This is a genomic window from Microbulbifer sp. JSM ZJ756, from assembly GCF_044383805.1.
GTDB lineage: Bacteria > Pseudomonadota > Gammaproteobacteria > Pseudomonadales > Cellvibrionaceae > Microbulbifer > Microbulbifer zhoushanensis.
This window is the reverse complement of the sequence record NZ_JBISER010000002.1, coordinates 366601-392042: the sequence shown is the minus strand read 5'-3', so window position 1 is coordinate 392042 and position 25442 is coordinate 366601. Positions and strand designations below refer to the sequence as shown.

The following is a 25442-nucleotide window of genomic DNA, read 5'->3' as shown; positions in this document are numbered from 1 at the left end:
CCCTGCCGAAGCAACGAGACGGCCCTCCTGCCCCTTAAAAGACCACTTAGGCATAAAAGACATCATCCCTTATATCTGTGAGCCAGAGCCCTCCCCTACGTGGAGGAAGGCTCTGCAGCCCGATATCTGCAATTGGTGGGTGTCCTTTTTATGCCTTATTGATATTGGGGCGCCTGGAGTTGTGCCGGGGATTGGGGAAAGGCGCAGCCGCTGAGTAAACTTCCAGCAGTTTGCAACAGAGGGTGTGCCGCTATGCGCTATGCCATCGCAGTTCTGTTCAGCTTTGCCATCGGGCTGGCGTGGGCAGATGATCGGGTGAGGACCCTGCCCAGCGGCGCCTCACAAATCCTTGTAGGCGGCCAGACCTATTACTACTGGGTGGGTTCTTTCTACCGGCCGACCAAAGGTGGTTTTGTCCGCGTGGATTCCCCACTGGGCGCGCGGGTGCCGAATGTTCCCGGCAGCAGCGGTACCTTCACCATGGGTGGTGAACGCTACTATGTCACTTCCAGGGGCACCTTCTTCGTATACGAGCCTGACGGCGACGACTTCACGGTCGTAACCCCGCCTTATGGCTGGCGCGACTATTACAGCGCGCCGCAGAGAATCGCCTCACTTGCCCCGCCAACTCCGGCCCCGGCTCCGGTAGCGCCACCGCCTCCGGAAATACGCCGGGTCTACCCGCTCCCCGCGCCGGGTTATCGCGGCGGCGGTGACTACGGAAGCTACCGCGGTGAATACGAGGGTTATTACGGGCGCTACCGTTTCCGCGACGACATCCGAGGTGAAAGTTACCGCGAGCTCCAGTCGACATGCCGTCGCGTCGCCTCGGATCAATCGCGTCGCGCCAGGGTCGGCCCCTACCGCCGCGAGCCGGGCAGCTTCCGGGACGAGTATGCGCGTTGCATGCGCTATTACTAGCAACCTGGCACAGGCAGTGACACTCAACGAGCGGGCTTGTTACTGCGGTGATGGATAGGGATAAGAAGTTTTGTGGGAAGAGCCGGGCACAGTCATGTGCCCGGCTCTCTGATTTCAAGCCGCTGATTGGGACAATACACGGTGCTGTATTTGGCTGTTCTGCGCCTGAAAAGGCAATTTTAGCGCGTAAGGCCACATTGCAAGCATTTTGACCCAGTTAGCCCTGCTGCCCTGAGCCACCCTCGCTGAGAGGAAGACTCTTCAGCACGATATCTTCAGTTTGTGGGTGCCCTTTTGTTTGTCTTTTTTATTTTTGGGGTTCTTACTGCTTTGCTCAGTAGGAGCTTTGTTTAACTTACGGCTCCCCACATAGGGTTCCGTTAATATCACACTGGGGTTCGATCCCCACCGCCCTTTGCTCAGCATTGAGCCGGCTGATTTCGCTATTGGTCTGCGCATTGATATCCATCTCGGAACATCCACAGATCTGGCTCGCGCAACAGCTACAACCCGCTACTGTTTCGACCTGCGTGATCAGATCGAGGCCGTCCAGGTTCTGAACGCCGTTGCACGCCTGGCCCATGATGCCAAACCGCTCCCCCATCGTGACATTCCACGGCAGGTCCTGCCCGAGGCCAAGTGTTGTGCATAAGGCCGCGTCGCAGGTGTAGCCGACCTGTACATTCTCGGCCGCAGGATCGCCTCTGTAAGCGGCGCAAACGGCCCGGCAAATGGCGCCGTTCGGGTCGGCACTGCCGCTGCCTGCGGGATACAGCGGGCAGCCGGTGTCCGGCGGCGCGTCGGGGAAGCAGGAACCTGCCGGTGGTTGCGGGTCTATCGGATTGTTCGTGGTAGGGTTGTGCGCCGCCGACCAGAGGTTTCGGCCGCCCAGATCGCATTGCAGTTGGTTACCTCCGCCCTGGTCGGCGCCCTGCCCTATCTCGAAACGCCCCTCATAGATTGGGCAGCTGCAGTCCACCAGTGCGTTGCCATTGGCATCCGTCTCGCCGGTGTCATAGCAGGGTGCGGTCATGCAGCCGGCGTAGAGCGACCTGCAGGGGGTGGATCCGGAGAAATAGTCGAGCTTTTTGACCGGCGAGAAGACGGACACCAGGTCGGCCCCCGGTATCAGCTGGTTGGTGTTGATCGAGCTGCACACCGGTGCCTCGATACTCGTGGTGGGCGCACACCTGGTGCCGTCTCGGCCGCAGGTTTCGACGGTTTTCTGGTAGATGTCCTTGTTCAGGATTGCGTGTATGTCGACAAAGTAAGGAACCTTGGGTGGCACTGTGGTATTGGTCAGCTTGTAGCACTTGCAATTGGCAAGCTTGCCGCTGGCAGAAAGTGTACACGGCAAAGCGGGATTGTCGGCTGATTGGCCCGTTGGGTCTTCCGGCCCTGAGTAGTAGCAAAGCGCGTAGGAAAATTCCCGCCCCTGGGGTGGACTGCATTCCAGAAAGTTCTCCCCCTCAAGCCAGATATTGGCCCAGGCCGGGCCGAACAGCGTGGTCATGATGTCGTTGACCTGGAAGATATCGCTGGTGCGCCTGACGCCCCGCAGGATGATGCTCTCGTAGCGTTCGGCGTACCATTTGTTCCGGTCCGGGAACCAGCCAGGCCTGAAGAACTCTGCTTGTTGCTCGGCATTGGCTGCAGCCTGCCAGGCAAGAAGGCCGGCATGGCTTTTATCTTCCGCTTCGGCAGCCAATTTCGAAGGAAGTACAAAACAGAGCGCCAGAGTTGCCAGAGCCACCTGCATGACGATACGGATCCGCTGCATTGCCCACCTCCTGTGGTAACCGCTCCCGGCAAAACAGATTGCACTTCTAAGAGTGTATGTCAGGAAAGGTTCGCTCGAAGGACGAGGACGAGGAGAAGGACGATGTGAGGACGATGTGGAGAGGACGATGTGGAGAGGACGATGTGGAGAGGACGATGTGGGACACCCAGCAAATATAAAGCATCCTCCGCCAGCCTATTGCACTTTCTCCAGCGACAAGCAGAATACTGTTTATATATACAGAACTCCGCTTACCACTCGATGACCAGAGCACGTAAAACGCTTATCTGTCCAGGCGCCACGCCATACTACCACTGCGTCTCTCGCTGTGTACGGCGCGCGTTCCTCTGCGGGCGGGACGAGCGTACAGGGCAATGCTTTGAGCATCGCCGACAGTGGATTGAAGACCGGATGCTGGAACTCTCGCAGATATTTGCCCTCGATATCTGCGCCTATGCGGTCATGAGTAATCACTTTCATGTAGTCCTGCATATCAACACCAATGCAGCAGCAAACTGGGACCTTCGCGAGATTGTGGTGCGCTGGCACCAGCTATGCAAAGGCTCCACACTGTCCCAGCGCTTCGTCCAGGGCGAGCCAATGGGTTCTGCGGAAATGACCCGTCTTTCAGAGGTTGCAGAAATCTGGCGTGCACGTCTCTCCGATATCAGCTGGTTTATGCGTTATCTCAACGAGTCGGTCGCCCGTGCGGCCAACCGTGAAGACCGCTGCACGGGCCGCTTCTGGGAGGGGCGCTTCAAGTCCCAGGCACTCCTGGATGAGCGGGCCCTGGCAGCCTGTATGGCCTACGTGGACCTGAACCCGATCCGGGCCAGGATGGCGAACACACCGGAGTCGTCAGCACACACCTCCGTCAAGCAACGTATTACTGCGGCCAGGGACGGGATCCAGCCTGAAGAGCTGATGCCCTTCGCCGGCAATCCCCAGGATCCGATGCCGGCGGGCATCCCCTTCCGGCTGCAGGACTATATAGAGCTGGTGGACTGGAGCGGCCGTTGCCTGCGTGAAGGCAAGCGAGGAGCCATCGACAGCGAACTGCCACCCATCCTCGAGCGCCTCCAGATTGATCCCAGGCACTGGCTATACCTCAACCGGCACTTCGAAAGCCGCTTTAAAAGCCTGGTGGGCAGCGCCCACGCTGTCCGCAGCGCCTGTGAGCAACTCGGCAAACGCTGGTCCCATGGGATTCGCGATTGCGAGCGCTTCCTTTCACCGCCAGCTACCTAGCCTTTTCCGTCCAAGAAAACGCCACCCGTAACGCCTATGCAGCCCTCCTGTACCTGTAAAGGCCACTTTGGCGCATAAAGCCACACTTGAGGCATTTCTACCCAGTTAGAGCGTCTGCCGGAGTTCACCCTCGCATAGAGAAAGGCTATTCAGCCGGATATCCTCAGTTGGTGGGTGTCCTTTTTATTAATGGGCGATTCCTTTCTCCGCCAGCGACCTAGCCCTCCCCTCTCTCGCCACCCTATCGCAGCACCGAGGCGGCCCTCCTGTACCTGAAAACGCCTCATTGGCGTAAAACTCCACACGTCGAACGTCTGCAGTACACTTTGCCCGTGAATGGGAGGGCCGACGTTTCTGAAGGAACGATGCTTAGCTTGGTATCTTCAGTTGGTGGGTGTCCTTTTTACTCCGCCCTATCGCAGAACCGAGGCGGCCCTCCTGTACCTGAAAACGCCTCATTGGCGTAAAACTCCACACGTCGAACGTCTACAGTACACTTTGCCCGTGAATGGGAGGGCCGACGTTTCTGAAGGAACGATGCATAGCTTGGTATCTTCAGTTGGTGGGTGTCCTTTTTACTATTTTCTCGTAACTTAAGAATTTTCGTGATTGAGTTCTTAGAAAATTTTTAACACAATTACGCTTCAGAAGCCCACTAATTCAATAACGTAGATATTTAACTTAAAAGTTGGGTAAATAGAGATTTCAATATGGCCAATAAAAGAAGTAAAAGAAACTTAGGGCAAAGCCGGGAAGGATCCAGAGGCGTATTTGTCAGAAGAGTTACAGGTAGAAAACACCATCCAAAGTTCTCTCGACCTTTATCAGGCGAAGCTCTATCTAAACATATTTTAGCCGCTCTGGAAAACAAGAAATACTTTGCCCGAACGTTTGACGGTATTGCTCGTGATGTCGGTGTTAAAAGGTCCGAAATATTAAAGAAAATAAAGTCAGATCAAGCTCTACGCGAAAAGATAAAAGTTTTTCGCCGGAAGTCCCAAGACGGAAAATTACTTTTAACGACAAAAAGCCGCTTCACTGAGAGCGCGTCGTTTACTGACAAATTCATTGATATTTTTTCCTCCAAAGGGGTTGATTTTGACAATCTTTAAGCCCGAACTCATAGAGCTTTTAGCCGCAAACCTTCACCTAGTAGCTATTTCTTTTTTTGGGGGCGTGGTTCTTTTCGTACTGAAACTCTCTGACCACCTTCACCGCCCGCCCGAAGATAAGATGTCAAACCTCAGAACAGGTATAATATTTTTCGGGCTTTTTATAGGGCTACCCATCCTTGGGGCTGCCATGTCCATAATATACATATTAAATGGGGATAAAATGAGCGCTTTACTGGCCTTTCAGGTAGGACTGACCTCACCCGCAATTGCAAAAAGCGCAATGACCGCATACGCAAACAGGAAGAGCTCGAGCCCTTTAAATGTTCCCTCTGGTGCATAGCTATAGATAGCTTTATGGGCTGCGAGTTAAAAAACAGTCCTTCTCTGCCGAAATTAGGCCGGACTTTTACCTATTGACCACTCCATCGAAACTATGAAAGACACTCACCAAACATAAAGCATCCTCCGCAATGGACATCAGCTTCCTGAGAACGCAGGAAATATACTGCTCATATATCCAGCACATGTGTTCAGCGATGACCAGAGCTCTGAGCACCGCCGGCAATGGATTGAAGACTGTATGCTGGAACTCGACCGGGTATTTGCCCGGATATCTGCGCCTATGCGGTAACGAGCAATTAATATTATATAGTCTTGCACATAAATTCCGCGGAAGCGGCCAGATGGAATCTCCGTGAAGTGGTGGAGCGCTGGCACCGGCTCTGCAAGGGCTCCCTGCTCTCCCAGCGCTATCTGCCCGCCAAAACCCTGGACTTAGCAGAGCACGCCAGAAACTTAATAAATCAAAGATAGCGGACAAGCCCATATGAAAAGCAAGATTCAAAAGCTAGAGGGGCATGCGAGTCAATTACTTGATGGGTTCATTCATCTCAGAGAGAAATACGCACTTCTCCACCCAATGTTATTTGACGAAAATGTCGTCAAACTAAGAGGTTCCAACCTTCAAGCTAGGGGTTTTTTGACACTTCGACATTCTCTATTTTTGACTTGCGCGCAAGACATAGCAAAGCTGACGTTCGATAAAGATAAAAGAGCTCCGAGCATTCGAAAGCTGTTCGAAGAGCTAAAAGAACACTCCATCAGCTCATCATTAAAGGATAGTTTTTCGATTTGGAAATCACCTTCACTAGAAAGCGAGAAGGATCCGGAAATAGCTGAAGCACTGAAAAGAATTGAAGTGCGAGAGCAGGAAGGGAGGCGACGGCAATTTGAAGAGATTCTTTGCTCAGCACAGAACGCCTGGGCGACACTCTCAAACGCCGCATATATGAAAGGTTTTCTGACCATTCGCGATAAAATTACCGCGCATACTGAAGTTCAACATGTTGTCGATAAATATCAACCAATAGACATAGGCACACTAGGAATTAAGTGGGGCGATTTAAAACGAGCAATAGAAGAAATGCAGGAGCTGGTGGAGTCTCTCAACCTATTAATTAGAAACTCCGGCTTTGCCTGGGACCAATTGGACCACGAGCTTTCGAAAGCAAGCGAAAACTTCTGGGACCCCAGCAACTAAGTCTCGCGTAGCAAGTGTAATTTGCCAATTAAGTGATTGACCAGACAGCAGTGAACGGTCGAATCTGGTTTGACGTATTGCAGATTCACACCCTACGCTGACGCCCTCAAATCTGGAAGAATTGAGGCATGAAATCTCATAACACAAAAAAGCCCGCTAAAAAGCGGGCTTTTTCGATCAAATAATGGTCGGAGTGGCCGGATTTGAACCGACGACCACCACACCCCCAGTGTGGTGCGCTACCAGGCTGCGCTACACTCCGACTGAGTGTGAAACCAGGCGCCCAGATGACTCTAAGTGCTTGATTTCAAAGGGGCATCGCATTGCGATGAGGCGCAAATCATACATTGTTGGCCGCGGAATGCAAGCCCGGATTTGCGCCTTTCTGGCCGCCCTGCCCCGCTGGGCGGGATCAGGTTTCCAGGAGCGTTAACACCCCCTCCAGCTCGGCGATCACCTGCGGCAGTACCTGCTGCAGCTGCACCTTCTCCGCCTGCTGGCTGCCGGCTTCCATCTGGTGGCGGGCACCGCCGATGGTGTAGCCCTCCTCGTACAGGAGTGCGCGGATCTGGCGGATCAGGAGGACATCCTGGTGTTGGTAGTAGCGGCGGTTGCCACGGCGCTTGACCGGGCTGAGCTGGGGGAATTCCTGTTCCCAGTAGCGCAGTACATGTGGCTTGACCGCGCAGAGCTCGCTGACCTCTCCAATGGTGAAATAGCGCTTGCCCGGGATAACAGGCAGTTCGCTATTGTTGCTCGCTTCCAGCATCTTCTTCTACTCGTGCCTTAAGTTTTTGTCCCGGCTTGAAGGTCACCACCCTGCGTGCAGAAATGGGGATCTCCTCGCCGGTCTTGGGGTTCCGTCCCGGGCGTGGGCTTTTGTCGCGAAGGTCGAAATTGCCGAAGCCGGACAGCTTTACCTGCTCGTTACTCTCGAGCGCATTGCGGATCTCCTCGAAAAAGTATTCGACGATCTCCTTTGCCTCACGCTTGTTGAAGCCCAGCTCTTCGTACAGTTTTTCGGCGAGCCCGGCCTTGGTCAGTGCCTCTGTCATTGGTTCCTACCAACAGATTCAGAGGCGTCAGTCCCGGATCGGAAGCGGCCCAAACCGCGGCGGCTTTCAACCCGGGAGCTGACGCTCTCGGGGTGCCTTAACCCGTAGTACCACCGGGCTAAACCGCTTGCACCCCGAGCGGAGCCGGGGGTCAGCGCAAGCTGGCGTTATATTTTTGTTCTAGCTGCTTAACCACTGCGTCAACCGCGGCAGTGATTTCTTCGTCATTAAGGGTGCGCGACGGATGCTGAAAGGTCAAGCCCATAGCGACACTTTTTCTATTGAAATCAATGCCTTCGCCTTGATAGACGTCAAAAATCTTGAGGTCCGTCAACATTTCGCCGGCGGTCTCGGCAGCGGTTTCCACCAGATTGGCGGCCTGAACATCGGCGTCGATCAGCAGGGCCAGGTCGCGGCGCACGGCCGGGAAGCGTGACAGCGGGTTGAATGCCGGCAAACGGGCCTCGCCGATGGCGTCCAGGTCCAGCTCGAACACGAAGGCTGCCTTGGGCAGGTCCAGCTGCTTCTGCAGCTGCGGGTGCAGGGCCCCCAGCACGCCCACTTCGCGGTCGCCGCGCAGGATGCGGGCACACTGCCCCGGGTGCAGCGCCGGGTGCTCACCGGCCACGAAGCGGAACTCGTCGGCGGCGTTGGTCTCGGCCAGCAGGGCCTCGACATCGGCCTTGATATCGTAGAAGTCCACCCAGTCCTTGCCGCCGGTCCAGCTCTCCGCCTGGCGGGTGCCGTAGACCAGGCCGGCGAGCATCGGCTGCTGCTGCAGGTCGGTGCCGGGCACGAACCGCAGGCCGGTCTCGAACAGGCGCACGCGCTCCTGCTGGCGGTTCAGGTTGTATTGCAGTGCCTTGCACAGGCCCGGGATCAGCGAGGTGCGCATTACCGCCAGGTCGGCGCTGATCGGATTCTGCAGTGCCACCGGCTCGGCCTTCGGGTCGAACAGGGCCGCGGACTCGCGATCGATAAAGCTGAAGGTGATGGCCTCGTGGTAGCCACGGGCCAGCAGAGTCTGCTCCAGGGCGGTGCCGTCCAGCTCCACCTCGTGCTCGGGCAGGATATCCAGCGCGGCACTGAAGCTGATGCTGGGGATGCGGTTGTAGCCGTACACCCGCGCCAGCTCTTCCAGCAGGTCGGCCTCGATGGCCAGGTCGAAGCGGAAGCTGGGGGCCAGGAAGGTCCAGCCGGCGTCGTCCTGGTCGATCTTCTCCAGGCCCAGGCGGGTGAGGATATCGATGATCTCGTCATCGGCGATCTGTACGCCCAGGCCGCTCTCGACCCGCGCGCGGCGCAGGGTAATGTGGCGCTCGGCGGGCATGGCGTCGTTCAGTTCACGCAGGTGTACCGGGCCCGGCTCGCCGCCGACGATGTCCAGCAGCAGCTGCGTGGCGCGCTCAACGGCTTTCTCCTGCAGGCGGTAGTCCACGCCGCGCTCGAAGCGGTGCGAGGAGTCGGTGTGCAGGCCGTAGGAACGGGCCTTGCCGGCGATGGCCAGCGGGCTGAAGAAGGCGCTCTCCAGGAAGATGTCGCGGGTCTGGCCGGTAACGGAAGACTCCTCGCCCCCCATGATGCCGGCCATGGCCAGCGGCTTGCTGTCGTCGGTGATCAGCAGGGTGCCGTCGTTCAGGGTCACTTCCTGGCCGTCCAGCAGGGTCAGTTTTTCGCCCTGCTCTGCCATGCGTACCTTGATGCCGCCGTCCAGCTTGGCCAGGTCGAAGGCGTGCATGGGCTGGCCCAGCTCCAGCAGGACGTAGTTGGTGACATCCACCACCGGGTCGATGCTGCGCAGGCCGGCGCGGCGCAGGCGTTCCTGCATCCACAGCGGGGTGGTGGCGCTCACGTCGATATTGCGGATCACCCGGCCCACGTAGCGCGGGCAGGCATCGCCGGCCATCAGGGACACAGGCAGGCTTTCGTCGATGGTGGCGGCCACCGGCTCGATGGCCGGGCCCTCGACCGGGCAGCGGTTGAGTACGCCCACTTCGCGGGCGATACCGGCGATCCCCAGGCAGTCGGAACGGTTGGGGGTCAGGTCCACCTCGATGGCCACGTCGTCCAGTTGCAGGTATTCCCGCAGGTCGGTGCCGGTGGGGGCATCGGCGGGCAGCTCCCAGATGCCGTCGCTGTCTTCACCCAGTTCCAGCTCGGTCTGGGCACACAGCATGCCGAAGCTCTCCACACCGCGGAGCTTGGCTTTCTTGATCTTGAAGTCGCCGGGCAGCTTGGCGCCCACCAGCGCGAACGGGATCTTGATGCCGGCGCGGGCATTGGGGGCGCCGCACACCACCTGCATTTCGCCCTCGGGGTGGCCGGCCACGGTGCAGACCCGCAGTTTGTCGGCGTCCGGGTGCTGTTCGCAGGCGAGGATCTCGCCCACCACCACGCCGGTGAAGTCCCCGGCCACCGGCTCGATGCCGTCCACTTCCAGGCCGGCCATGGTGACCTGGTCGGCCAGTTCCTGCGCGGAGAGTTGCGGGTTTACCCATTCCCGCAGCCATGCATTGCTGAATTTCATAGTCGTTCTCTGTCCGAATTCTGTTTTGCTGTCTGTTCTTCGTTCTGGTTCCCGATCTCTGGTCGCGGCCAGCGGCCGCTCCTACGGGTGGGCCGGGAGTAAAGCCCCGGTCAGAACTGCTTGAGGAAGCGCAGGTCGTTGTCGAAGAACAGGCGCAGGTCGTTGACGCCGTAGCGCAGCATGGCCAGGCGCTCCACGCCCATGCCGAAGGCAAAGCCGGTGTACTCGTCGCTGTCGATGTTGCAGGAGGCGAATACGTTCGGGTGCACCATGCCGCAGCCCATGACTTCCAGCCAGCCGGTGCCGGAGCAGACGCGGCAGCCCTCGCCGCCACAGGCGGTGCACTGGATGTCCACCTCGGCGGAGGGCTCGGTGAACGGGAAGTAGGACGGGCGGAAACGCACCGGGACGTCGGCCTCGAAAAAGGCCTTCAGGAACTGGTCCACGCAGCCTTTCAGGTGCGCGAAGCTGACGCCCTTGTCCACCACCAGGCCTTCCACCTGGTGGAACATGGGGGAGTGGGTCACGTCCGAGTCGCAGCGATAGACGCGGCCCGGGCAGATAATACGGATCGGCGGCGCCGCCTTCTCCATGGTGCGGATCTGCACCGGAGAGGTGTGGGTGCGCAGCACGGTGGACGGGTCGATGTAAAAGGTGTCGTGCATCGCCCGCGCCGGGTGGTGCGCGGGAATATTGAGCGCCTCGAAGTTGTGGTAGTCGTCCTCGATCTCCGGGCCCTCTTCCACGGCAAAGCCCAGGCGCACGAACAGTTTCTCGATGCGGCGCAGGGTACGGGTTACCGGGTGGGCGTTGCCGGGCTCTTCACCGCGGCCCGGCAGGGTCACGTCGATGGTCTCGGCGGCCAGCTTGGCATTGATGGCGGCCTCTTCCAGCGCAGCGCGGCGGGCGTTGATCTGCTCCTGCACCTGCTGCTTGGCCTCGTTGATCTTGGCACCGGCGGCGGGGCGTTCCTCGGCGGAAAGCTTGCCCAGGCCCTTCAGCAGCGCGGTCAGCTGGCCCTTCTTGCCCAGGTAATCGACGCGCACCTGGTCCAGCCCGGCCAGGTCTTCAGCCTTGGCCACGGCGTCCAGCGCCTGTTCGGTGAGGGACTGCAAATCTTGCATTGAATCGTTCCCGTTTGACTTCAATTTTTCTTCGTAAGCAACTGCCCTGCGCCCCGTGAAGGATAGGCGACGCGCGGGTGATTATATCCATGTATGTGGACAATCTCGCCGGCCTGGTACTCACCAGTGGAGATCAGCCGGCAAAAAAATAGGGGAGGGCCATAACAGCCCTCCCCTACTTTGTCGGGTACCTGGAAGATCGCAATGCGATCCTTTCAGTACCCTCGTCTTATTTTCAAAGACGCTACTTAAGCTGCCAGGGCTGCCTTGGCTTTTTCCACTACGGCAGCAAAAGCGGCTTTGTCGTATACAGCCAGGTCGGCCAGGACACGACGGTCCAGGGCGATGTCAGCCTTTTTCAGGCCGGCAATCAGGCGGCTGTAGCTCAGGCCCTCGGAACGGGACTGGGCGTTGATACGAGTGATCCACAGGGCGCGGAAGTTACGCTTCTTGACACGACGGTCACGGTAAGCGTACTGGCCGGCCTTGATCACCGCCTGCTTGGCTACGCGGAATACGCGCGAACGCGCACCGTAGTAACCCTTGGCCTGCTTCAGAATTTTCTTGTGACGACGACGCGCCTCTACACCACGTTTAACACGGGCCATAACTCTATCCTCTTAAACCTGTTAGCGATGGGCCAATTACTTGGCGCGCAGCATACGATCGACCAGGGTGGCATCAGACTTGTTCATAGTCGTGGTGCCGCGCAGCTGACGCTTACGCTTGGTGGTCATCTTGGTGAGGATGTGGCTCTTGTTGGCGTGCTTGTGCTTGTAGCCCGCAGCCGTCTTCTTGAAGCGCTTGGCGGCGCCACTATGGGTCTTTGCTTTCGGCATTTTGTACTCCAAAAGTAATTGTACCTGCGAACAGGCTTAACGTAGAACCGCCGGCGAGCCGGCGGCGTTGCGGGAGTGAGGAGGCAGCCGTCGCCCAATCACTTCCCGAGAGGAGGCCCGGCGGTTACCCGCCGCGACTCACTTCTTCTTTTTGCTCGGTGCGATGACCATGATCATCTGGCGGCCTTCCATCTTCGGCCGCTGCTCCACCGTGCCCAGCTCCTCGAGGTCTTTCTCGATGCGCTGCATCATTTCCATCCCCAGCTCCTGGTGGGCCATCTCGCGGCCGCGGAAGCGCAGGGAAATCTTCGCCTTGTCACCCGCTTCCAGGAAGCGGGTCAGGTTGCGCAGCTTGATCTGGTAGTCCCCGATATCGGTACCGGGGCGGAACTTCATCTCTTTGATCTGCTGCTGCTTCTGTTTCTTCTTGGCAGCATTTTTGGCCTTCTTGGCTTCAAAAATGTGCTTACCGTAGTCCATGATCTTACAGACTATCGGATCGGAGTCCGGCGCAATTTCAACGAGATCCAGATTGGCCTGCTGAGCTTTCTCCAGCGCTTCCTCGAGGGTGACAATGCCAACCTGCTCGCCGTCGGCGCCGATCAGGCGTACCTGTGATGCCTCAATCTGATCATTAATGCGGGCCTTCTTGGACCGTCCCTTGTTGTCTCGTTTAATAGCTATCGTCTCCAGTTACCAAAGAAATCAGTGCTCAGAACCTTCGCCCTCAATAGAGGTACGGCCGCGGCGGTTCACGTCCTGCTCGAGGATCTCCAGGAATGACTCGAAAGTCATGGTTCCCAGGTCCTCGCCGCTGCGCGTCCGCACGGCGACCGTCTGGTTCTCTACTTCCTTATCGCCGATCACCAGCAGATAAGGAACGCGCTGTAATGTGTGCTCGCGGATTTTAAAACCGATCTTCTCGTTTCTCAAGTCGGCGACCGCACGGTAGTTCAGGGCACCCAGGTGCTGCTCCAGGTCACGGCAGTAATCGGCCTGGCGATCGGTGATATTCATCACCGCCACCTGCTGGGGTGCCAGCCAGGTGGGGAAGGCCCCCTCGTAGTGCTCGATCAGGATACCGATAAAGCGCTCGAAGGACCCCAGGGTGGCGCGGTGCAGCATCACCGGGGTCTGGCGGGAACCGTCTTCCGCCACATACTGGGCGTCCAAGCGGCCCGGCATGGAGAAGTCCACCTGGATGGTGCCGCACTGCCACACCCGGCCCAGGCAATCCTTCAGGGAGAACTCGATCTTGGGCCCGTAGAAGGCGCCCTCGCCCGGCAGCTCTTCCCAGGGCAGGCCGGCCTCGTCCAGCGCCTGCGCCAGGGCCTTCTCGGCCTTGTCCCAGCTCTCGTCGGAACCCACGCGCTGCTCCGGGCGGGTCGAGAGGCGGTAAATCACCTCCTCGAAGCCGAAATCCCGGTACACGGAGTGCAGCAGGTCCATGAAATCGGACACTTCTGACTGGATCTGGTCCTCGGTACAGAAGATATGGCCATCGTCCTGGACGAAGCCGCGCACCCGCATCAGGCCGTGCAGGGAGCCGGACGGCTCGCTGCGGTGGCAGGAGCCGAACTCCGCCAGGCGCAGTGGCAGGTCGCGGTAGCTGCGCAGGCCCTGGTTGAACACCTGCACGTGGCAGGGGCAGTTCATCGGCTTGATCGCGAACTGGCGCTCCTCGCTGGTGAGCGAGAACATGTCGTCACCGAACTTGTCCGCGTGGCCGGACTTCTCCCACAGGCTGAAGTCCACCAGCTGCGGGGTCTTGATCTCTTTGTAGCCCACCTTGCGCTGGCGCTGGCGCATGTACTGCTCGACGGTGCTGTAGATGGTCCAGCCGTTCGGGTGCCAGAACACCATGCCCGGTGCCTCTTCCTGAATATGGAAGAGATCGAACTTCTTCGCCAGCTTGCGGTGGTCGCGCTTCTCGGCTTCCTCGATGCGGTGCAGGTAGGCCTTGAGGTCTTTCTTGTTGCCCCAGGCGGTACCGTAGACACGGGTCAGCATCTCGTTGCTGGCGTCACCACGCCAGTAGGCCCCGGCCACCTTGGTCAGCTTGAAGGCCTTGAGCTTGCCGGTGGACGGCACGTGCGGCCCGCGGCACAGGTCTTCGAAGTCGCCCTGGCGGTAAAGGGAGATATCCTCGTCGGTGGGGATATCGGCAATAATCTGCGCCTTGTACTCCTCGCCGATTTCGCGGAAGTGCTTCACCGCCTCGTCGCGGGGCATCAGGCGACGGCTGACCGGGATATCTTCCCTGGCCAGCTCCTCCATGCGCTTCTCGATCTTCTCCAGGTCTTCCGGCGTAAACTGGCGCTCGTAGGCGAAATCGTAGTAGAAGCCGTCCTCGATCACCGGGCCGATAGTGACCTGGGCGCCCGGGTACAGCTGCTTGACCGCCTGGGCCAGCAGGTGCGCGGTGGAGTGACGGATGATCTCCAGCCCTTCCGGCTGGCGATCGGTCACAATGGCCAGCTGGGTATCGTGGTGGATCACATAACTGGTATCCACCTCTTTGCCATCGACAACACCGGCGAGCGCGGCCTTGGCCAGGCCGGGACCGATATCGGCGGCAACATCGTGTACGGAAACCGGGTCAGAGAATACGCGATGGGAACCATCGGGAAGAGTGACAACAGGCATTGTACGTCCTTCTATCAGTGGCGATCCCTACGAAAGACCGCGTGATTACCTGCCCGTCGGCTGTCTGCCTTGCGGGCAGTTGGCCCTGTCTGTGGGCCAGGGAAACCCGGCGCCTCGGCGCCGGGAAGAGAATCTGGTAGACCCGAGCAGATTTGAACTGCTGACCTCTGCCATGTCAAGGCAGCGCTCTAACCAACTGAGCTACGGGTCTGGAGGCTTGCTAACGGGGGGTGCCCGCTGCAGAGGACGCGAACTTTAGCACCACGGTTTGGGCTTTTCAACACACTTATGCCAGAAATTTATTACGCCAGCTGGCGCGCGATTCAGCAAACGGTTCCCGCTACCGGGCTGCGGGAAATACCCACCGCATGGCCACTTACTGTAGCTGCATGCACATCACCTGTAGCATGTCCGGCCCGATCCAACCCCGCAAGGAAACCGCCGTGCCGGCCAGACCAGCCACAGGACCCAACCTGCTCGACAACGGCTATGCCCTCGCCTTCCTGGCCGCGGCACTGTTTTCGATCAAGGCCATCTTTATCAAGCTGGCCTACCGCCACGGCGTGGACGTGGAAACTTTTATCCTGCTGCGCATGCTGCTGGCCCTGCCCTTTTACCTGGCGATCCTGGCCAGCCTGCGCACCCGCGGGCAGTGGCAGCCAGTGCCCGGGCACACCCTGGCGCTGACCATCGCCCTGGGCATCTGCGCCTATTACATGGCGAGCTTCTTGGACCTGCAGGGGTTGCGCTACATCAGCGCCAACTTCGAGCGCCTGATCATCTACCTGTACCCCACCATGGTGCTGGTACTGGGCTGGTGGGTGCTGGGCAAGCCGGTCGAACCGCGCCAGCTGCTGTGCATTCTCGGCGCCTACGCCGGCATCCTGTTGATTTACTGGCAGGACCAGCAGTTTTCCACCGGCGAGGCCGTGCCGGGCTGGACCGGCCTGGGCGCCACCAGCTGGGGCGCGCTGCTGACCCTGGGCGCGGCTTTCTGCTTTGCGCTCTATGTGACTTTCAGCGAGGCACCGATCCGCAGGCTCGGCAGCCGGCAGTTCACCGCCCTGGCCATGCTGGCGGCCAGTGGCGCCATCGCCATTCATTTCCTGGTACAGGGGAGCTGGGACAGGCTGGCACAACCGTGGCAGGTATACGGCTACGCCCTGGCGGTGGCTTTCCTGTGCACGGTGATACCGTCGCTGATGATGAGCGCCGCCATCGAGCGCATCGGCTCGGCCAGTACCGGCGCCATCGGCAGTTCCGGGCCGGTGGTCACCCTGGTCGCGGCCGCCTGGGTGCTGGGGGAACCTTTCTCACTCATGCACCTGCTGGGCATGGCGATCATTATCGGCAGCCTGCTGTTGTTGAAATCCCGCAGCGGCAGCAGCCCGGCAAGCGCCGGGGCGAGGCAAAAGGCCACTGCAGGTAGTGCGGCCGGGGAAAATAAACCGGAAGGCGGGAACCCGGGACGCGGGAGCGCCGGCTAGCGCTCCCGCCCGGATCAACCGGCCTCTTTCAGGGCAGTGATCTCGTCGCGCAGCCGCGCGGCGGACTCGAACTCCAGGTTCTTGGCGTGCTGGTACATCTGCTCTTCCAGCTCCTCGATCCTGGCCCACTTCTCCTTGTCCGACAGCGGCTCGGGCCCGGCCTTGTACTTGCCCTTGCCTTCGGCCACCTTGCGCCGCCCCCTGGGCACCCCGGGGGCGATGGCGCCTTCCATGATATCGGCGACACTCTTGCGGATACCCTGCGGCGTGATGCCGTGCTCCGCGTTGTGGGCGAGCTGCTTCTCGCGGCGGCGCTCGGTCTCGTCCAGCGCGCGCTGCATCGAGTCGGTGACCTTGTCGGCATAGAGGATCGCCCTGCCCTGCAGGTTCCGGGCGGCGCGACCAATGGTCTGGATCAGGGAGCGGTCGGAACGCAGGAAGCCCTCCTTGTCCGCATCGAAAATCGCCACCAGCGACACCTCGGGCATATCCAGGCCTTCCCGCAGCAGGTTAATGCCCACCAGCACATCGAACTCACCAATACGCAGGTCGCGAATAATCTCCACCCGCTCCACGGTGTCGATATCCGAGTGCAGGTAGCGCACCCGCACGCCGTTCTCGCTCAGGTATTCGGTCAGGTCCTCGGCCATGCGCTTGGTCAGCACGGTAATCAGCACCCGCTGCTCCGCCTCGGCGCAACGGCGGATCTCGGAAAGGCAGTCGTCCACCTGGGTCGATGCCGGCCGCACCTCCACCACCGGGTCCACCAGGCCGGTGGGGCGCACCACCTGCTCCACCACCGCCTGCGCATGCTCCGCCTCGTAGGGCCCGGGCGTGGCCGAGACGAATACGGTCTGCGGCGCCAGGTGCTCCCACTCCTCAAATTTCAGCGGCCGGTTATCGAGCGCCGACGGCAGGCGGAAGCCGTACTCCACCAGTGTTTCCTTGCGCGAGCGGTCGCCCCGGTACATGCCGCCGATCTGCGGCACGGTGACATGGCTTTCGTCGATAAACAGCAGGGCATCGTGCGGCAGGTAGTCGAACAGCGTGGGCGGCGGCTGGCCGGAATCGCGCCCGGACAGGTAGCGGGAATAGTTCTCGACGCCGTTGCAGTAGCCCAGTTCCTGCATCATCTCCAGGTCGTACTTGGTGCGCTGCTCCAGGCGCTGGGCCTCGAGCAGCTTGTCGTTGTCCCGCAGCTGCTTGAGGCGCACCCGCAGCTCTTCCTTGATCTGGTCGATGGCGCTGACAATGGTTTCCCTGGGCGTCACATAGTGGGACTTGGGGAAGATGGTGATACGCGGGACCTTCTTGAACACTTCCCCGGTCAGCGGATCGAACAGCGTGATCTCCTCGATCTCCTCGTCGAACAGGGACAGGCGCACCGCCTCCAGGTCCGAGTCCGCGGGGTAGATATCGATCACGTCACCCCGCACCCGGTAGGTGGCGCGACGGAAGTCGGTGTCATTGCGGGTGTACTGCAGCTCTGCCAGCCGGCGCAGGATGGTGCGCTGGTCCACCAGGTCGCCCCGGTCCAGGTGCAGCACCATCTTCAGGTACTTGTCCGGGTCGCCCAGGCCGTAGATGGCCGATACCGTTGCCACCACGATCACATCCCGGCGCTCAATCAGTGCCTTGGTGGCGGACAGCCGCATCTGCTCGATATGCTCGTTGACCGAGGCATCCTTCTCGATAAAGGTGTCGGAGGACGGCACATAGGCTTCCGGCTGGTAGTAGTCGTAGTAGGAGACGAAGTACTCCACCGCGTTCTTGGGGAAGAACTCCTTGAACTCGCCGTACAGCTGCGCCGCCAGGGTCTTGTTGTGGGCCATCACGATGGCGGGACGCTGCAGGCGCTCGACGATGTTGGCCATGGTGAATGTCTTACCGGACCCGGTCACACCCAGCAGGGTCTGGTGGCTGAGACCGTCGCCGATGCCCTCCACCAGGCTGTCGATAGCGACCGGCTGGTCCCCCGCGGGCTCGTATTTAGAAACAACCTGAAACGGACGCGATTCCATAAACTACTTCGCCTGAACCTTGTTAAAGCAATCCCGGATTGTAGGCCGAGCCACTCGCCGGCCACAAATCCCCGCGCCAGGATCTACGATGATGGTCGAACTGAGCGCCTGACCACCATCCTGCCGTGTTTTTGTACAATCCGGTGTCAAAATTAAAATACTGGTAAATCAATAAGTTAAAGTTCAAAAAAGGGGTTGACCTACCCGGGGGGCGTCTATACTATACGCGCCATCTGAACGGCACGGCCGACAAGATATTCCGCCTTAGCTCAGTTGGTAGAGCAATTGACTGTTAATCAATGGGTCGCTGGTTCGAGCCCAGCAGGCGGAGCCAAATACGAGAAAGGCCCCTCAGCGAGAGTTGAGGGGCCTTTCTCGTATTTGGCCTTCAAGTATGCGCTGGGCGAGAAGAGCCCAGTTGGGTGAGGCAAGTGTTTGCGACGGACACGTCGCACGCAGCCGAACGACGCCAATCTATGATTGGCGGCCGGAGGAGCCAAAAATAGACAGCGGCCCCTCAGCGAGAGTTGAGGGCCTTTCTCGTATTTGGCCTTCAAGTATGCGCTGGGCGAGAAGAGCCCAGTTGGGTGAGGCAAGTGTTTGCGACGGACACGTCGCGTGCGGCCGAACGCCGCCAATCTGTGATTGGTGGCCGGAGGAGCCCGATACGCCCCCGGGTGCACACAAGGTGCGCCCCTACAAGCGGCACCAGGGAAGAAAGGGTTTACAAGATTACGGCAGGGCCCGACTTGTAGGGTGCATTGAGCACTGCGAAATGCACCGCACCCGGAACCCGCGCGATGCGCTGCGTTCACTGCACCCTACCCGCCTGCAGCGCAGCCCCAGATTCACCGTAGGGGCGCACCTCGTGTGCTCCCGCCAGGGGCCTGGGGACCAATAAAAAAGCCTCCCGGTTCCCACCGGGAGGCTTTCGTAAATCCTGGAAGCTGACTGTGGGCAACCCGCCCTATTTCACCGCCTCACCACTGACCGGCAGCAACTTCACCTCGGCACCCTTCGTTACCGGCGCCTCGCCCTGCTGCCTGGACCAGACCACATCCACCATGCTGTGCCTCGGGTTGTAATCCCGGACCGCGCGCTGCAGCAGCTGATGAACCTCGGTGCAGTCATAGCGGTTGCAGGCATCGCGCATATCGGCGATCAGTGCCTGCAACTGCTCGCTGTCGAGGCGCTCCTCTTCAGCCCGCATGATCATGGGGTGGTCGGTGCCGGACACGCTGTCACCCAGCAGCAATTCCTCATAGAGTTTCTCGCCCGGGCGCAGGCCGGTGATCTGGATCTCGATATCACCTTCCGTGTTTTCCTCATCCCGCACGGTATGTCCCATGATCTGGATCAGGCGGCGGGCCAGGTCGTAGATGCGCACCGGCTCACCCATATCGAGCACGAATACATCGCCATTGCGCCCCATACTCCCGGCCTGCAGGACCAGCTGCGCGGCCTCGGGAATGGTCATGAAATAGCGCGTTACCTTGGGATGGGTGACCGTCACCGGCCCGCCGGCATTGATCTGGTCGGTAAACAGCGGGATAACCGAGCCGGAAGAGCCCAGCACGTTACCGAACCGGACCATACAGATACGTGTCCTGCTGAAGCGACGGCCAAAATCCTGGCAGATCAGTTCCGCCAGCCGCTTGGTGGCCCCCATCACATTGGTGGGCCGCACGGCCTTGTCGGTGGATACCAGTACGAACTGCTCCACACCGCATGCCTCCGCCGCCTCAAGCACCGACAGGGTGCCCAGCACGTTGTTGTCCGTGCCCAGAACCACGTTCTGCTCAACCAGCGGTACATGCTTGTAGGCCGCCGCGTGGTAGATGGTCTGGACGGAAAAGCTGTCGATGATCTCGGCCATGCGGCCGCGGTCGCGCACATCACCCAGCAGGGCCGTGACCATGATCGGGTCGCCCTCGTCCTGCTGTTGCTGGTAGAGCTCGCGCTCGATCTGGTAGAGCGAATACTCGGAGTTCTCCAGCATGACCAGGTGCGCGGGCCGCCAGTGGGCGATCTGCCGGCACAATTCCGAGCCAATCGAGCCACCGGCTCCGGTTACCAGCACCACCTTGCCACTGATCGAGGAGGCGATCAGCGAACTCTCCGGCTCCACCGGTGCGCGCCCCAGCACGTTCTCGTAAATCTGCGACAGGTCGGAACTGCGGCCGGCGCCATCAACCAGCTCCTCGAGGCCCGGGATCACCTTGACCACCAGCCCGCGCTCACGCAGCGCCCGGGTGATCTCGCGACGGCGGCGCTTGGGCACGCCGGGCATGGCCAGCAGCACTTCGGAGATATCGCGCTCCGCTACCACATCGAGGATATTCGCCGGGTTATAGACCAGTACGCCGTCGATCAGCGTCTTCTGCTTGGAGGCATTATCGTCAAAGAATGCCACTGGCTTGTAAATTTCGCCGTGGACCAGTGCCTTGTACAGCTGCAGACCGGCAGTGCCCGCACCATAAATGGCCACGCGGGTTTTATGGATCTCCATCGCCATCTGGTAGTAGACACGCACCAGCCAGCGGGACCCACCCACGGCAATCAGGGCGAAACACCAGTAAATCACCGGTACCGAGCGCGGCACACCGGCATAAGTCAGGTAGGAAGCAACCGCCAGTACTACCGCGGAGGCCGTCACCCCCTGCAGCACGGCCACCAGCGCCTGCTGGCCCATATAGCGGATAACGGTTCGGTAGAGGCCGAGGCGCAGGAAAATAAAGCTGCTCGATGCCAGGGTCAGCCCGAGGCAGATCAGCATCTCACTCTCGAATGCCCATTCCACCCCGCTCAGGCGGATCGACATGGCCGCCATGAAAGCAACACTGAGCATCACCAGATCGTGCAGGAGCATCAACGCCGGCTTGTAGTTTTTGTGTACCGATCGCAATAAACGCTTCACTTGTCTGTCAGCTCCAAGCTTTCCCCCTATACCCGGTAATAACCAGGGCCCTTTTCATTCTTCTTAATCAATCCCACCACCATGGGAACAGCCTCGCAGGCTTTCACCATTGATGGACTACGCCAGCCCCAGCATCGCCAGACCCAGGGCGAATAGCGCCGCGGCTAGCATGGCGGCCACCTGGCGGTGGAGGGTTTTGCGGACCCCAATCCGCAGTGCGCTACGTTGGTACAGGTGCTCACGATGCGCTTCCCACCAGCGCTGGCCATTGAGCATCCGCCGGGCCAGCGTAAGCGTGGCATCCACCCAGAAGGGGGCAAAAACCACGATCGGCGCCAGCAGGCCGAAAGTACCGCGCTGCCAACCGAACAGCGACACCGCCACGACAGCGAGGCCGAAACAGGTGGAACCTGCATCCCCCAGGAAAATCGTTGCCGGTGGCCAGTTAAAGCGCAGGAATACCAGTGCCACAACCAAGATAATTGTACAAAGGCCCGCCAACCCCCAGTCGGCGCGCCAGGCACACAGCAGGCCCAGGCAGCCAAAACCGATGGCGGCCATACTGCCGGCCAGCCCATCGATCCCATCCATAAAGTTGTAGAGGTTCACCATCCACACGCCCGCCAGCAGCAAAAGCGGGTACCACCACCAGGCAAGTGCAGCGTGTAGATCCAGCAAAATCAGTGCCACCGCCATGACATGTACCGGCAGGCGAATTGCCGCGGAGACATGGCGGAAGTCGTCGATCACCGAAATCAGCAACAGCCCCCCGAAGGCAGCAGCAACCAGTGGTGACAGTGCCACGGGAGCCACACCAATCGCCAGCGCGCACCCCACCAGCAATGCCCAGCCGCCGGTCCGCAGCACCGGGGCCTCGTGCATCGAGCGGTGATTAGGCACATCCATGGCAAGCCGCGTGGTTCCTGACAGCATCAACGCCGTCACCGCGTAACTGGCCACTGCAGCCAGGGCCAGCGGCAGCCACCACTCCGCCATCCACTCTGTCACAGGTTACCTCGCGAATACTGGCTATATCGTCGCTCCGCCTTCCAGGCCAGTGCCCGGCGCAGGCGCGCCGCACTATAGAGCTCACTGGCATCCAGCTCAAGCAGGGCACGCATCTGCGGCAATGCGCGCGGCGCCCCGAACGGACCGGGAACCAGCCTGGTGAGGCGACGGGAGCTAAATGCTGTCCCTCGGCCGTCACTAACTCCGTAGACAGCCCTTGAGCGAATATTGTTCAGCGGGGAGCCCGCCTTAAAGTTAAGCAACTGCCGCTCGCCATCCCACTTGCTGCGCCCGTAGGCGTCACCTGCCGGCTCCCCCGCGCCCTCATCTGCCAGCACGCCCCGGGGCGGCCGCATGGCCTTGACGCTGGAGAGGTAGGTAAACGACTCTGCCCCCCGGGCATCGGCGGCCTGCAGCAGGATGAGCGGGCAATCGCTGTTGAGCCAGCGCGCCAGGCCTGGCTGGCGCTCGCACTGGCGGCGATCCGCTAGGCCCGCGGCGTAAATGACCCGGTCGCCGGGCTGAAACACAAAACCCGGGTCAGTGCCCGGGCTCAGGGAAATGGATTGATGGGTGTAGAGGGCATTGCCCGCACAGCAGGGGTTTCCTTGCGGCGCGCGGGAGACGGACACCACCGGCAGCCCTGATTCGGCCAGCTGGTGGCAGAGTGCCGCACCGATATAACCGGTGCCCCCGATAATGACCCAACGACTCATTTAGTTACTTCGTTTAATTGTTGTTCACTCGAACTGCGGGCCACCTTAGTCGAAAAGTTCTGACTTAAACACCGACAGCTACCGCAAAAGCGAATTCAGAGCGTAATTTTGTCGCGATTCTTATCAAGAGTCGCCGTGCCGATCCCCTTTATCTCCAGCAGCTGCTCCACCGAGGTAAAAGGACCGTTTTCCTCCCGGTATTTGATGATCATTTCTGCACGTACCGGGCCAACGCCCTCCAGCACCGCGGCGATATCTTCCGCTGTGGACTGGTTGATGTTGATTGTGCTCGCCGCCATCGCGGCCACATCGGCCTCTTTATCGCCGGCCACCTCGTCTGCGACGGCATAGCTCGAGCCGTAGACCAGGACAAATACTGCAAAAAGTGCGAGCAACGGGATACGGATCAGTTTCATATCGTGCCTCCAAGCGTTTATTGGTCTCCTTGACGCCGGGACTGCCTTTGACTCCGGACACGCCAGACTCTACCAGCTCTCCCGGTAACTTTGGGGGCAACCTGATTACACGCGCTTACACGGTTATTGAATTTCCTTGAGTATTGCTTTAAGGGCTTCGAGTGGTTGTTCGGCAGCGGTAATCGGCCGGCCGATTACCAGGTAGTCGGAGCCACCATCGAGGGCGTCGCGGGGGGTGACGATTCGACGCTGGTCGCCGGCAGCGGCACCACTGGGGCGAATGCCCGGGGTCACCAGCGCAAACTCTTTTCCGCAGAGCTTCTTCAAGGCCCCGGCCTCACGGGCCGAGCACACGACGCCGTCCAGGCCGCTCTCCTGCGCCAGCTTCGCCAGTGCCTCAACCTGTTCCTGCAGCGGTCGCTCGACACCGATCTCCGGCAGCTCTTCCGGGGCGGTGCTGGTAAGGACTGTCACCCCGATCAGCAGTGGCCGCTTCTCTCCCAGCGGGGCGATGGCCTCCATGGCGGCCCGCATCATACGGCTGCCACCGCTGGCATGGACATTGACCATCCAGACACCCAGGTCGGCGGCCGCGCGCACTGCACCGGCTACCGTGTTGGGGATATCGTGGAATTTGAGATCGAGGAAGACTTCAAAGCCGCGCCCCACCAGCGCCCGCACCAGTTCCGGTCCCGCTGCCGTGAACAGCTCTTTACCCGCCTTGACCCGGCACAGGCCCGGATCCAGCTGGTCCGCCATGGCCAGGGCCTGGTCGGCGTTGTTGTAGTCGAGAGCGACGATAACGGGAGAAGAAACCTGGGATTGCAATGTCTTACCTCTGAAAAGAAAGCTGCGTTGCGGCGCATTATAAAACGATCACTGGCGGCTGCCCTACTCCCCCTCTACCCCTTTCACCGAGCGCACCGTGTCCCAGTGCTTGCAGCTGGGGCACAGCCAGTGCAGCTGGTTGCCGGAAAAACCACAGTTATTGCAGCGATAGTGGGGACGGGAGGCAATCAGCTGGTCAATCAGGGTCTTGAGCAGGGAGAGGTTCTCCCGCGCGCGCCCCTCGGTGCTGTCGATATGCAGGTCCAGGAAGTGCCCCAGCCCCCGCAGGGAGGGACGCTCGGCCAGCTGGCGCCCCATAAATTCCGCCGCTTCTGCCTCACTCTTCTGGCGCTCGATGCGCTCTGTCAGCTTGATCAGTACGCTGTTGGTGGGGTGCTCCCGCAGTAGCTGCTCCAGGTAGCGGTCGAGCCCGGCCTCGTCGCCCAGGGACTCGTAGCAGGTGGTCAGCAGGTCGAGGATCTCGGGCACATAGTCGGGATTCTGCCGCGGGATCCTCTGCAGGGCCTTGATGGCCTCTTCCGGGCGCCCCAGCAGGTACTCAAGTCGCGCCCACAGCAGGTTGCCGCGGGCCGAGCTGCGATCGTAACCCAGTGCCGCATCGATATGCTTGCGGGCACTCAGGTAATCCTTGCCGTTGATGGCATCCTCGGCCAGCTCGCAACAGAAGTGGGCCTGGATGGAGGCCCAGTCTTCCGGCATCCGCTTGAAACGGCGACCGTGCAGCAGGTTCACCGCGTGGATCGCCTTGGCCCATTCACGCTCGTCCCGGTAGACCTCCACCAGGTGCTCAAGGCTGGTATTGCGCAGATCCGGCGAGGACTCCACCAGCTCCTGCAGCAGGCGCTCGGCCCGGTCGAGCCAGCCGGCGGCAATATAGTCCCGGGCCAGCTCCAGCTGTGCCCGGTGCTGGCTGCTACGGGCCAGGCTGGGACGCGCCAGCAGGTTCTGGTGCACGCGGATGGCCTGGTCGTGCTCGCCGCGCTTGCGCAGCAGGTTGCCCAGGGCGAGATGGGTATCGAAGGTGGTGCTGCTCACCTCGAGCGAATCGATAAACTTGTCGATGGCGTCGCCGTGCTGCTCGCTCAGCAGGTAGTTCAGGCCCTGCACATAGGTGCGCGCAAGCGCCTGCTGCTGGTCGCTGCAGTCCGCCTTTTTTCTCAGGCTCCTGCGCCCCAGCAGCCAGCCAATCGCGATGGCAGCGAGCAGGAAAAAGAAAAAGGTGAGATCGGCCAA

22 protein-coding genes and 3 tRNA genes are annotated in these 25442 nt (G+C 60.1%); 7 read left to right on the top strand and 18 right to left on the bottom strand.

Going from position 1 to position 25442, the window contains the following annotated elements; genetic code table 11:
- Positions 1-252 precede the first annotated feature (252 nt).
- The gene (locus tag ACH6CX_RS05740) at positions 253-921 is read left to right on the top strand and encodes a DUF6515 family protein (protein WP_396675132.1); all 669 of its coding nucleotides are present in this window, start codon (positions 253-255) and stop codon (positions 919-921) included.
- A gap of 355 nt (positions 922-1276) precedes the next feature.
- Here ACH6CX_RS05740 and ACH6CX_RS05735 read toward each other — a convergent pair whose 3' ends face one another.
- The gene (locus tag ACH6CX_RS05735) at positions 1277-2701 is read right to left on the bottom strand and encodes a hypothetical protein (protein ID WP_396675130.1); all 1425 of its coding nucleotides are present in this window, start codon (positions 2699-2701) and stop codon (positions 1277-1279) included.
- A gap of 411 nt (positions 2702-3112) precedes the next feature.
- On the opposite strand from ACH6CX_RS05735, the gene ACH6CX_RS05730 reads away from it, so the two are divergent.
- From ACH6CX_RS05730 to ACH6CX_RS05715, 4 genes are all read left to right on the top strand, one after another.
- A complete protein-coding gene (locus tag ACH6CX_RS05730; protein WP_396675128.1) occupies positions 3113-3949 on the top strand; it encodes a transposase in 837 nt (278 codons plus the stop codon).
- A gap of 710 nt (positions 3950-4659) precedes the next feature.
- Positions 4660-5061 carry a hypothetical protein gene (locus ACH6CX_RS05725; RefSeq protein WP_237063697.1) on the top strand — a complete coding sequence of 134 codons (402 nt, stop codon included), beginning with the start codon at positions 4660-4662 and terminating at the stop codon, positions 5059-5061.
- On the top strand, positions 5048-5404 hold the full coding sequence (locus ACH6CX_RS05720; protein WP_237063698.1) for a hypothetical protein: 357 nt from the start codon (positions 5048-5050) through the stop codon (positions 5402-5404). The genes ACH6CX_RS05725 and ACH6CX_RS05720 overlap by 14 nt, the downstream gene beginning before the upstream one ends.
- A gap of 486 nt (positions 5405-5890) precedes the next feature.
- The gene (locus tag ACH6CX_RS05715; RefSeq protein WP_237063700.1) at positions 5891-6604 is read left to right on the top strand and encodes a hypothetical protein; all 714 of its coding nucleotides are present in this window, start codon (positions 5891-5893) and stop codon (positions 6602-6604) included.
- A gap of 185 nt (positions 6605-6789) precedes the next feature.
- On the opposite strand, the gene ACH6CX_RS05710 is transcribed toward ACH6CX_RS05715, so the two are convergent.
- From ACH6CX_RS05710 to ACH6CX_RS05665, 10 genes are all read right to left on the bottom strand, one after another.
- Positions 6790-6866, bottom strand: a tRNA-Pro gene (locus tag ACH6CX_RS05710).
- Between the two features lie 150 nt (positions 6867-7016).
- The gene (locus ACH6CX_RS05705) at positions 7017-7373 is read right to left on the bottom strand and encodes a MerR family transcriptional regulator (RefSeq protein WP_232941773.1); all 357 of its coding nucleotides are present in this window, start codon (positions 7371-7373) and stop codon (positions 7017-7019) included.
- Positions 7351-7659, bottom strand: coding sequence for an integration host factor subunit alpha (ihfA, locus tag ACH6CX_RS05700; protein ID WP_232941771.1), 309 nt, complete (start codon positions 7657-7659; stop codon positions 7351-7353). Before ihfA ends, ACH6CX_RS05705 begins: the two co-directional genes overlap by 23 nt.
- A gap of 151 nt (positions 7660-7810) precedes the next feature.
- Entirely contained in the window at positions 7811-10186 is a 2376-nt protein-coding gene (gene pheT / locus ACH6CX_RS05695) for a phenylalanine--tRNA ligase subunit beta (protein ID WP_396675124.1), read from the bottom strand.
- A gap of 110 nt (positions 10187-10296) precedes the next feature.
- The gene (pheS, locus tag ACH6CX_RS05690) at positions 10297-11310 is read right to left on the bottom strand and encodes a phenylalanine--tRNA ligase subunit alpha (protein ID WP_232941767.1); all 1014 of its coding nucleotides are present in this window, start codon (positions 11308-11310) and stop codon (positions 10297-10299) included.
- 248 nt (positions 11311-11558) lie between these two features.
- Entirely contained in the window at positions 11559-11918 is a 360-nt protein-coding gene (gene rplT, locus ACH6CX_RS05685; protein ID WP_073271297.1) for a 50S ribosomal protein L20, read from the bottom strand.
- A gap of 36 nt (positions 11919-11954) precedes the next feature.
- Complete coding sequence (rpmI, locus tag ACH6CX_RS05680) at positions 11955-12149, bottom strand: 50S ribosomal protein L35 (protein WP_091508623.1); 195 nt, start codon at positions 12147-12149, stop codon at positions 11955-11957.
- Between the two features lie 138 nt (positions 12150-12287).
- Positions 12288-12827, bottom strand: a complete 540-nt coding sequence (infC, locus tag ACH6CX_RS05675; protein ID WP_233006741.1) for a translation initiation factor IF-3 — start codon at positions 12825-12827, stop codon at positions 12288-12290.
- 27 nt (positions 12828-12854) lie between these two features.
- A complete protein-coding gene (thrS, locus tag ACH6CX_RS05670; protein WP_232941765.1) occupies positions 12855-14795 on the bottom strand; it encodes a threonine--tRNA ligase in 1941 nt (646 codons plus the stop codon).
- A 134-nt stretch (positions 14796-14929) separates the two neighbouring features.
- A tRNA-Val gene (locus tag ACH6CX_RS05665) sits at positions 14930-15006 on the bottom strand.
- Between the two features lie 232 nt (positions 15007-15238).
- Between ACH6CX_RS05665 and ACH6CX_RS05660 the strand changes: the two genes are divergently transcribed.
- Complete coding sequence (locus ACH6CX_RS05660; protein ID WP_396675121.1) at positions 15239-16282, top strand: DMT family transporter; 1044 nt, start codon at positions 15239-15241, stop codon at positions 16280-16282.
- Positions 16283-16296: 14 nt separating this feature from the next.
- Here the strand turns inward: ACH6CX_RS05660 and uvrB are convergent, their stop codons facing one another.
- Positions 16297-18303: an excinuclease ABC subunit UvrB gene (gene uvrB / locus ACH6CX_RS05655; RefSeq protein ID WP_237063705.1), complete on the bottom strand. Its 2007-nt coding sequence runs from the start codon at positions 18301-18303 to the stop codon at positions 16297-16299.
- Positions 18304-18561: 258 nt separating this feature from the next.
- On the opposite strand from uvrB, the gene ACH6CX_RS05650 reads away from it, so the two are divergent.
- Positions 18562-18637 (top strand) — tRNA-Asn (locus ACH6CX_RS05650).
- 633 nt (positions 18638-19270) lie between these two features.
- Here the strand turns inward: ACH6CX_RS05650 and ACH6CX_RS05645 are convergent.
- The 6 genes from ACH6CX_RS05645 to lapB form a co-directional block, all read right to left on the bottom strand.
- On the bottom strand, positions 19271-21220 hold the full coding sequence (locus ACH6CX_RS05645; protein ID WP_237063707.1) for a polysaccharide biosynthesis protein: 1950 nt from the start codon (positions 21218-21220) through the stop codon (positions 19271-19273).
- Between the two features lie 117 nt (positions 21221-21337).
- A complete protein-coding gene (locus ACH6CX_RS05640) occupies positions 21338-22228 on the bottom strand; it encodes a glycosyltransferase family 4 protein (protein WP_237063709.1) in 891 nt (296 codons plus the stop codon).
- Positions 22225-22944 (bottom strand): NAD-dependent epimerase/dehydratase family protein, encoded by a 720-nt coding sequence (locus tag ACH6CX_RS05635; protein WP_237063711.1) that lies wholly within the window; start codon positions 22942-22944, stop codon positions 22225-22227. The genes ACH6CX_RS05640 and ACH6CX_RS05635 overlap by 4 nt, the downstream gene beginning before the upstream one ends.
- Before the next feature lie 95 nt (positions 22945-23039).
- On the bottom strand, positions 23040-23360 hold the full coding sequence (locus tag ACH6CX_RS05630; protein ID WP_232941756.1) for a helix-hairpin-helix domain-containing protein: 321 nt from the start codon (positions 23358-23360) through the stop codon (positions 23040-23042).
- Positions 23361-23483: 123 nt separating this feature from the next.
- Positions 23484-24188: an orotidine-5'-phosphate decarboxylase gene (gene pyrF, locus ACH6CX_RS05625; RefSeq protein ID WP_396675117.1), complete on the bottom strand. Its 705-nt coding sequence runs from the start codon at positions 24186-24188 to the stop codon at positions 23484-23486.
- Positions 24189-24251: 63 nt separating this feature from the next.
- A complete protein-coding gene (lapB, locus tag ACH6CX_RS05620) occupies positions 24252-25442 on the bottom strand; it encodes a lipopolysaccharide assembly protein LapB (protein ID WP_232941754.1) in 1191 nt (396 codons plus the stop codon).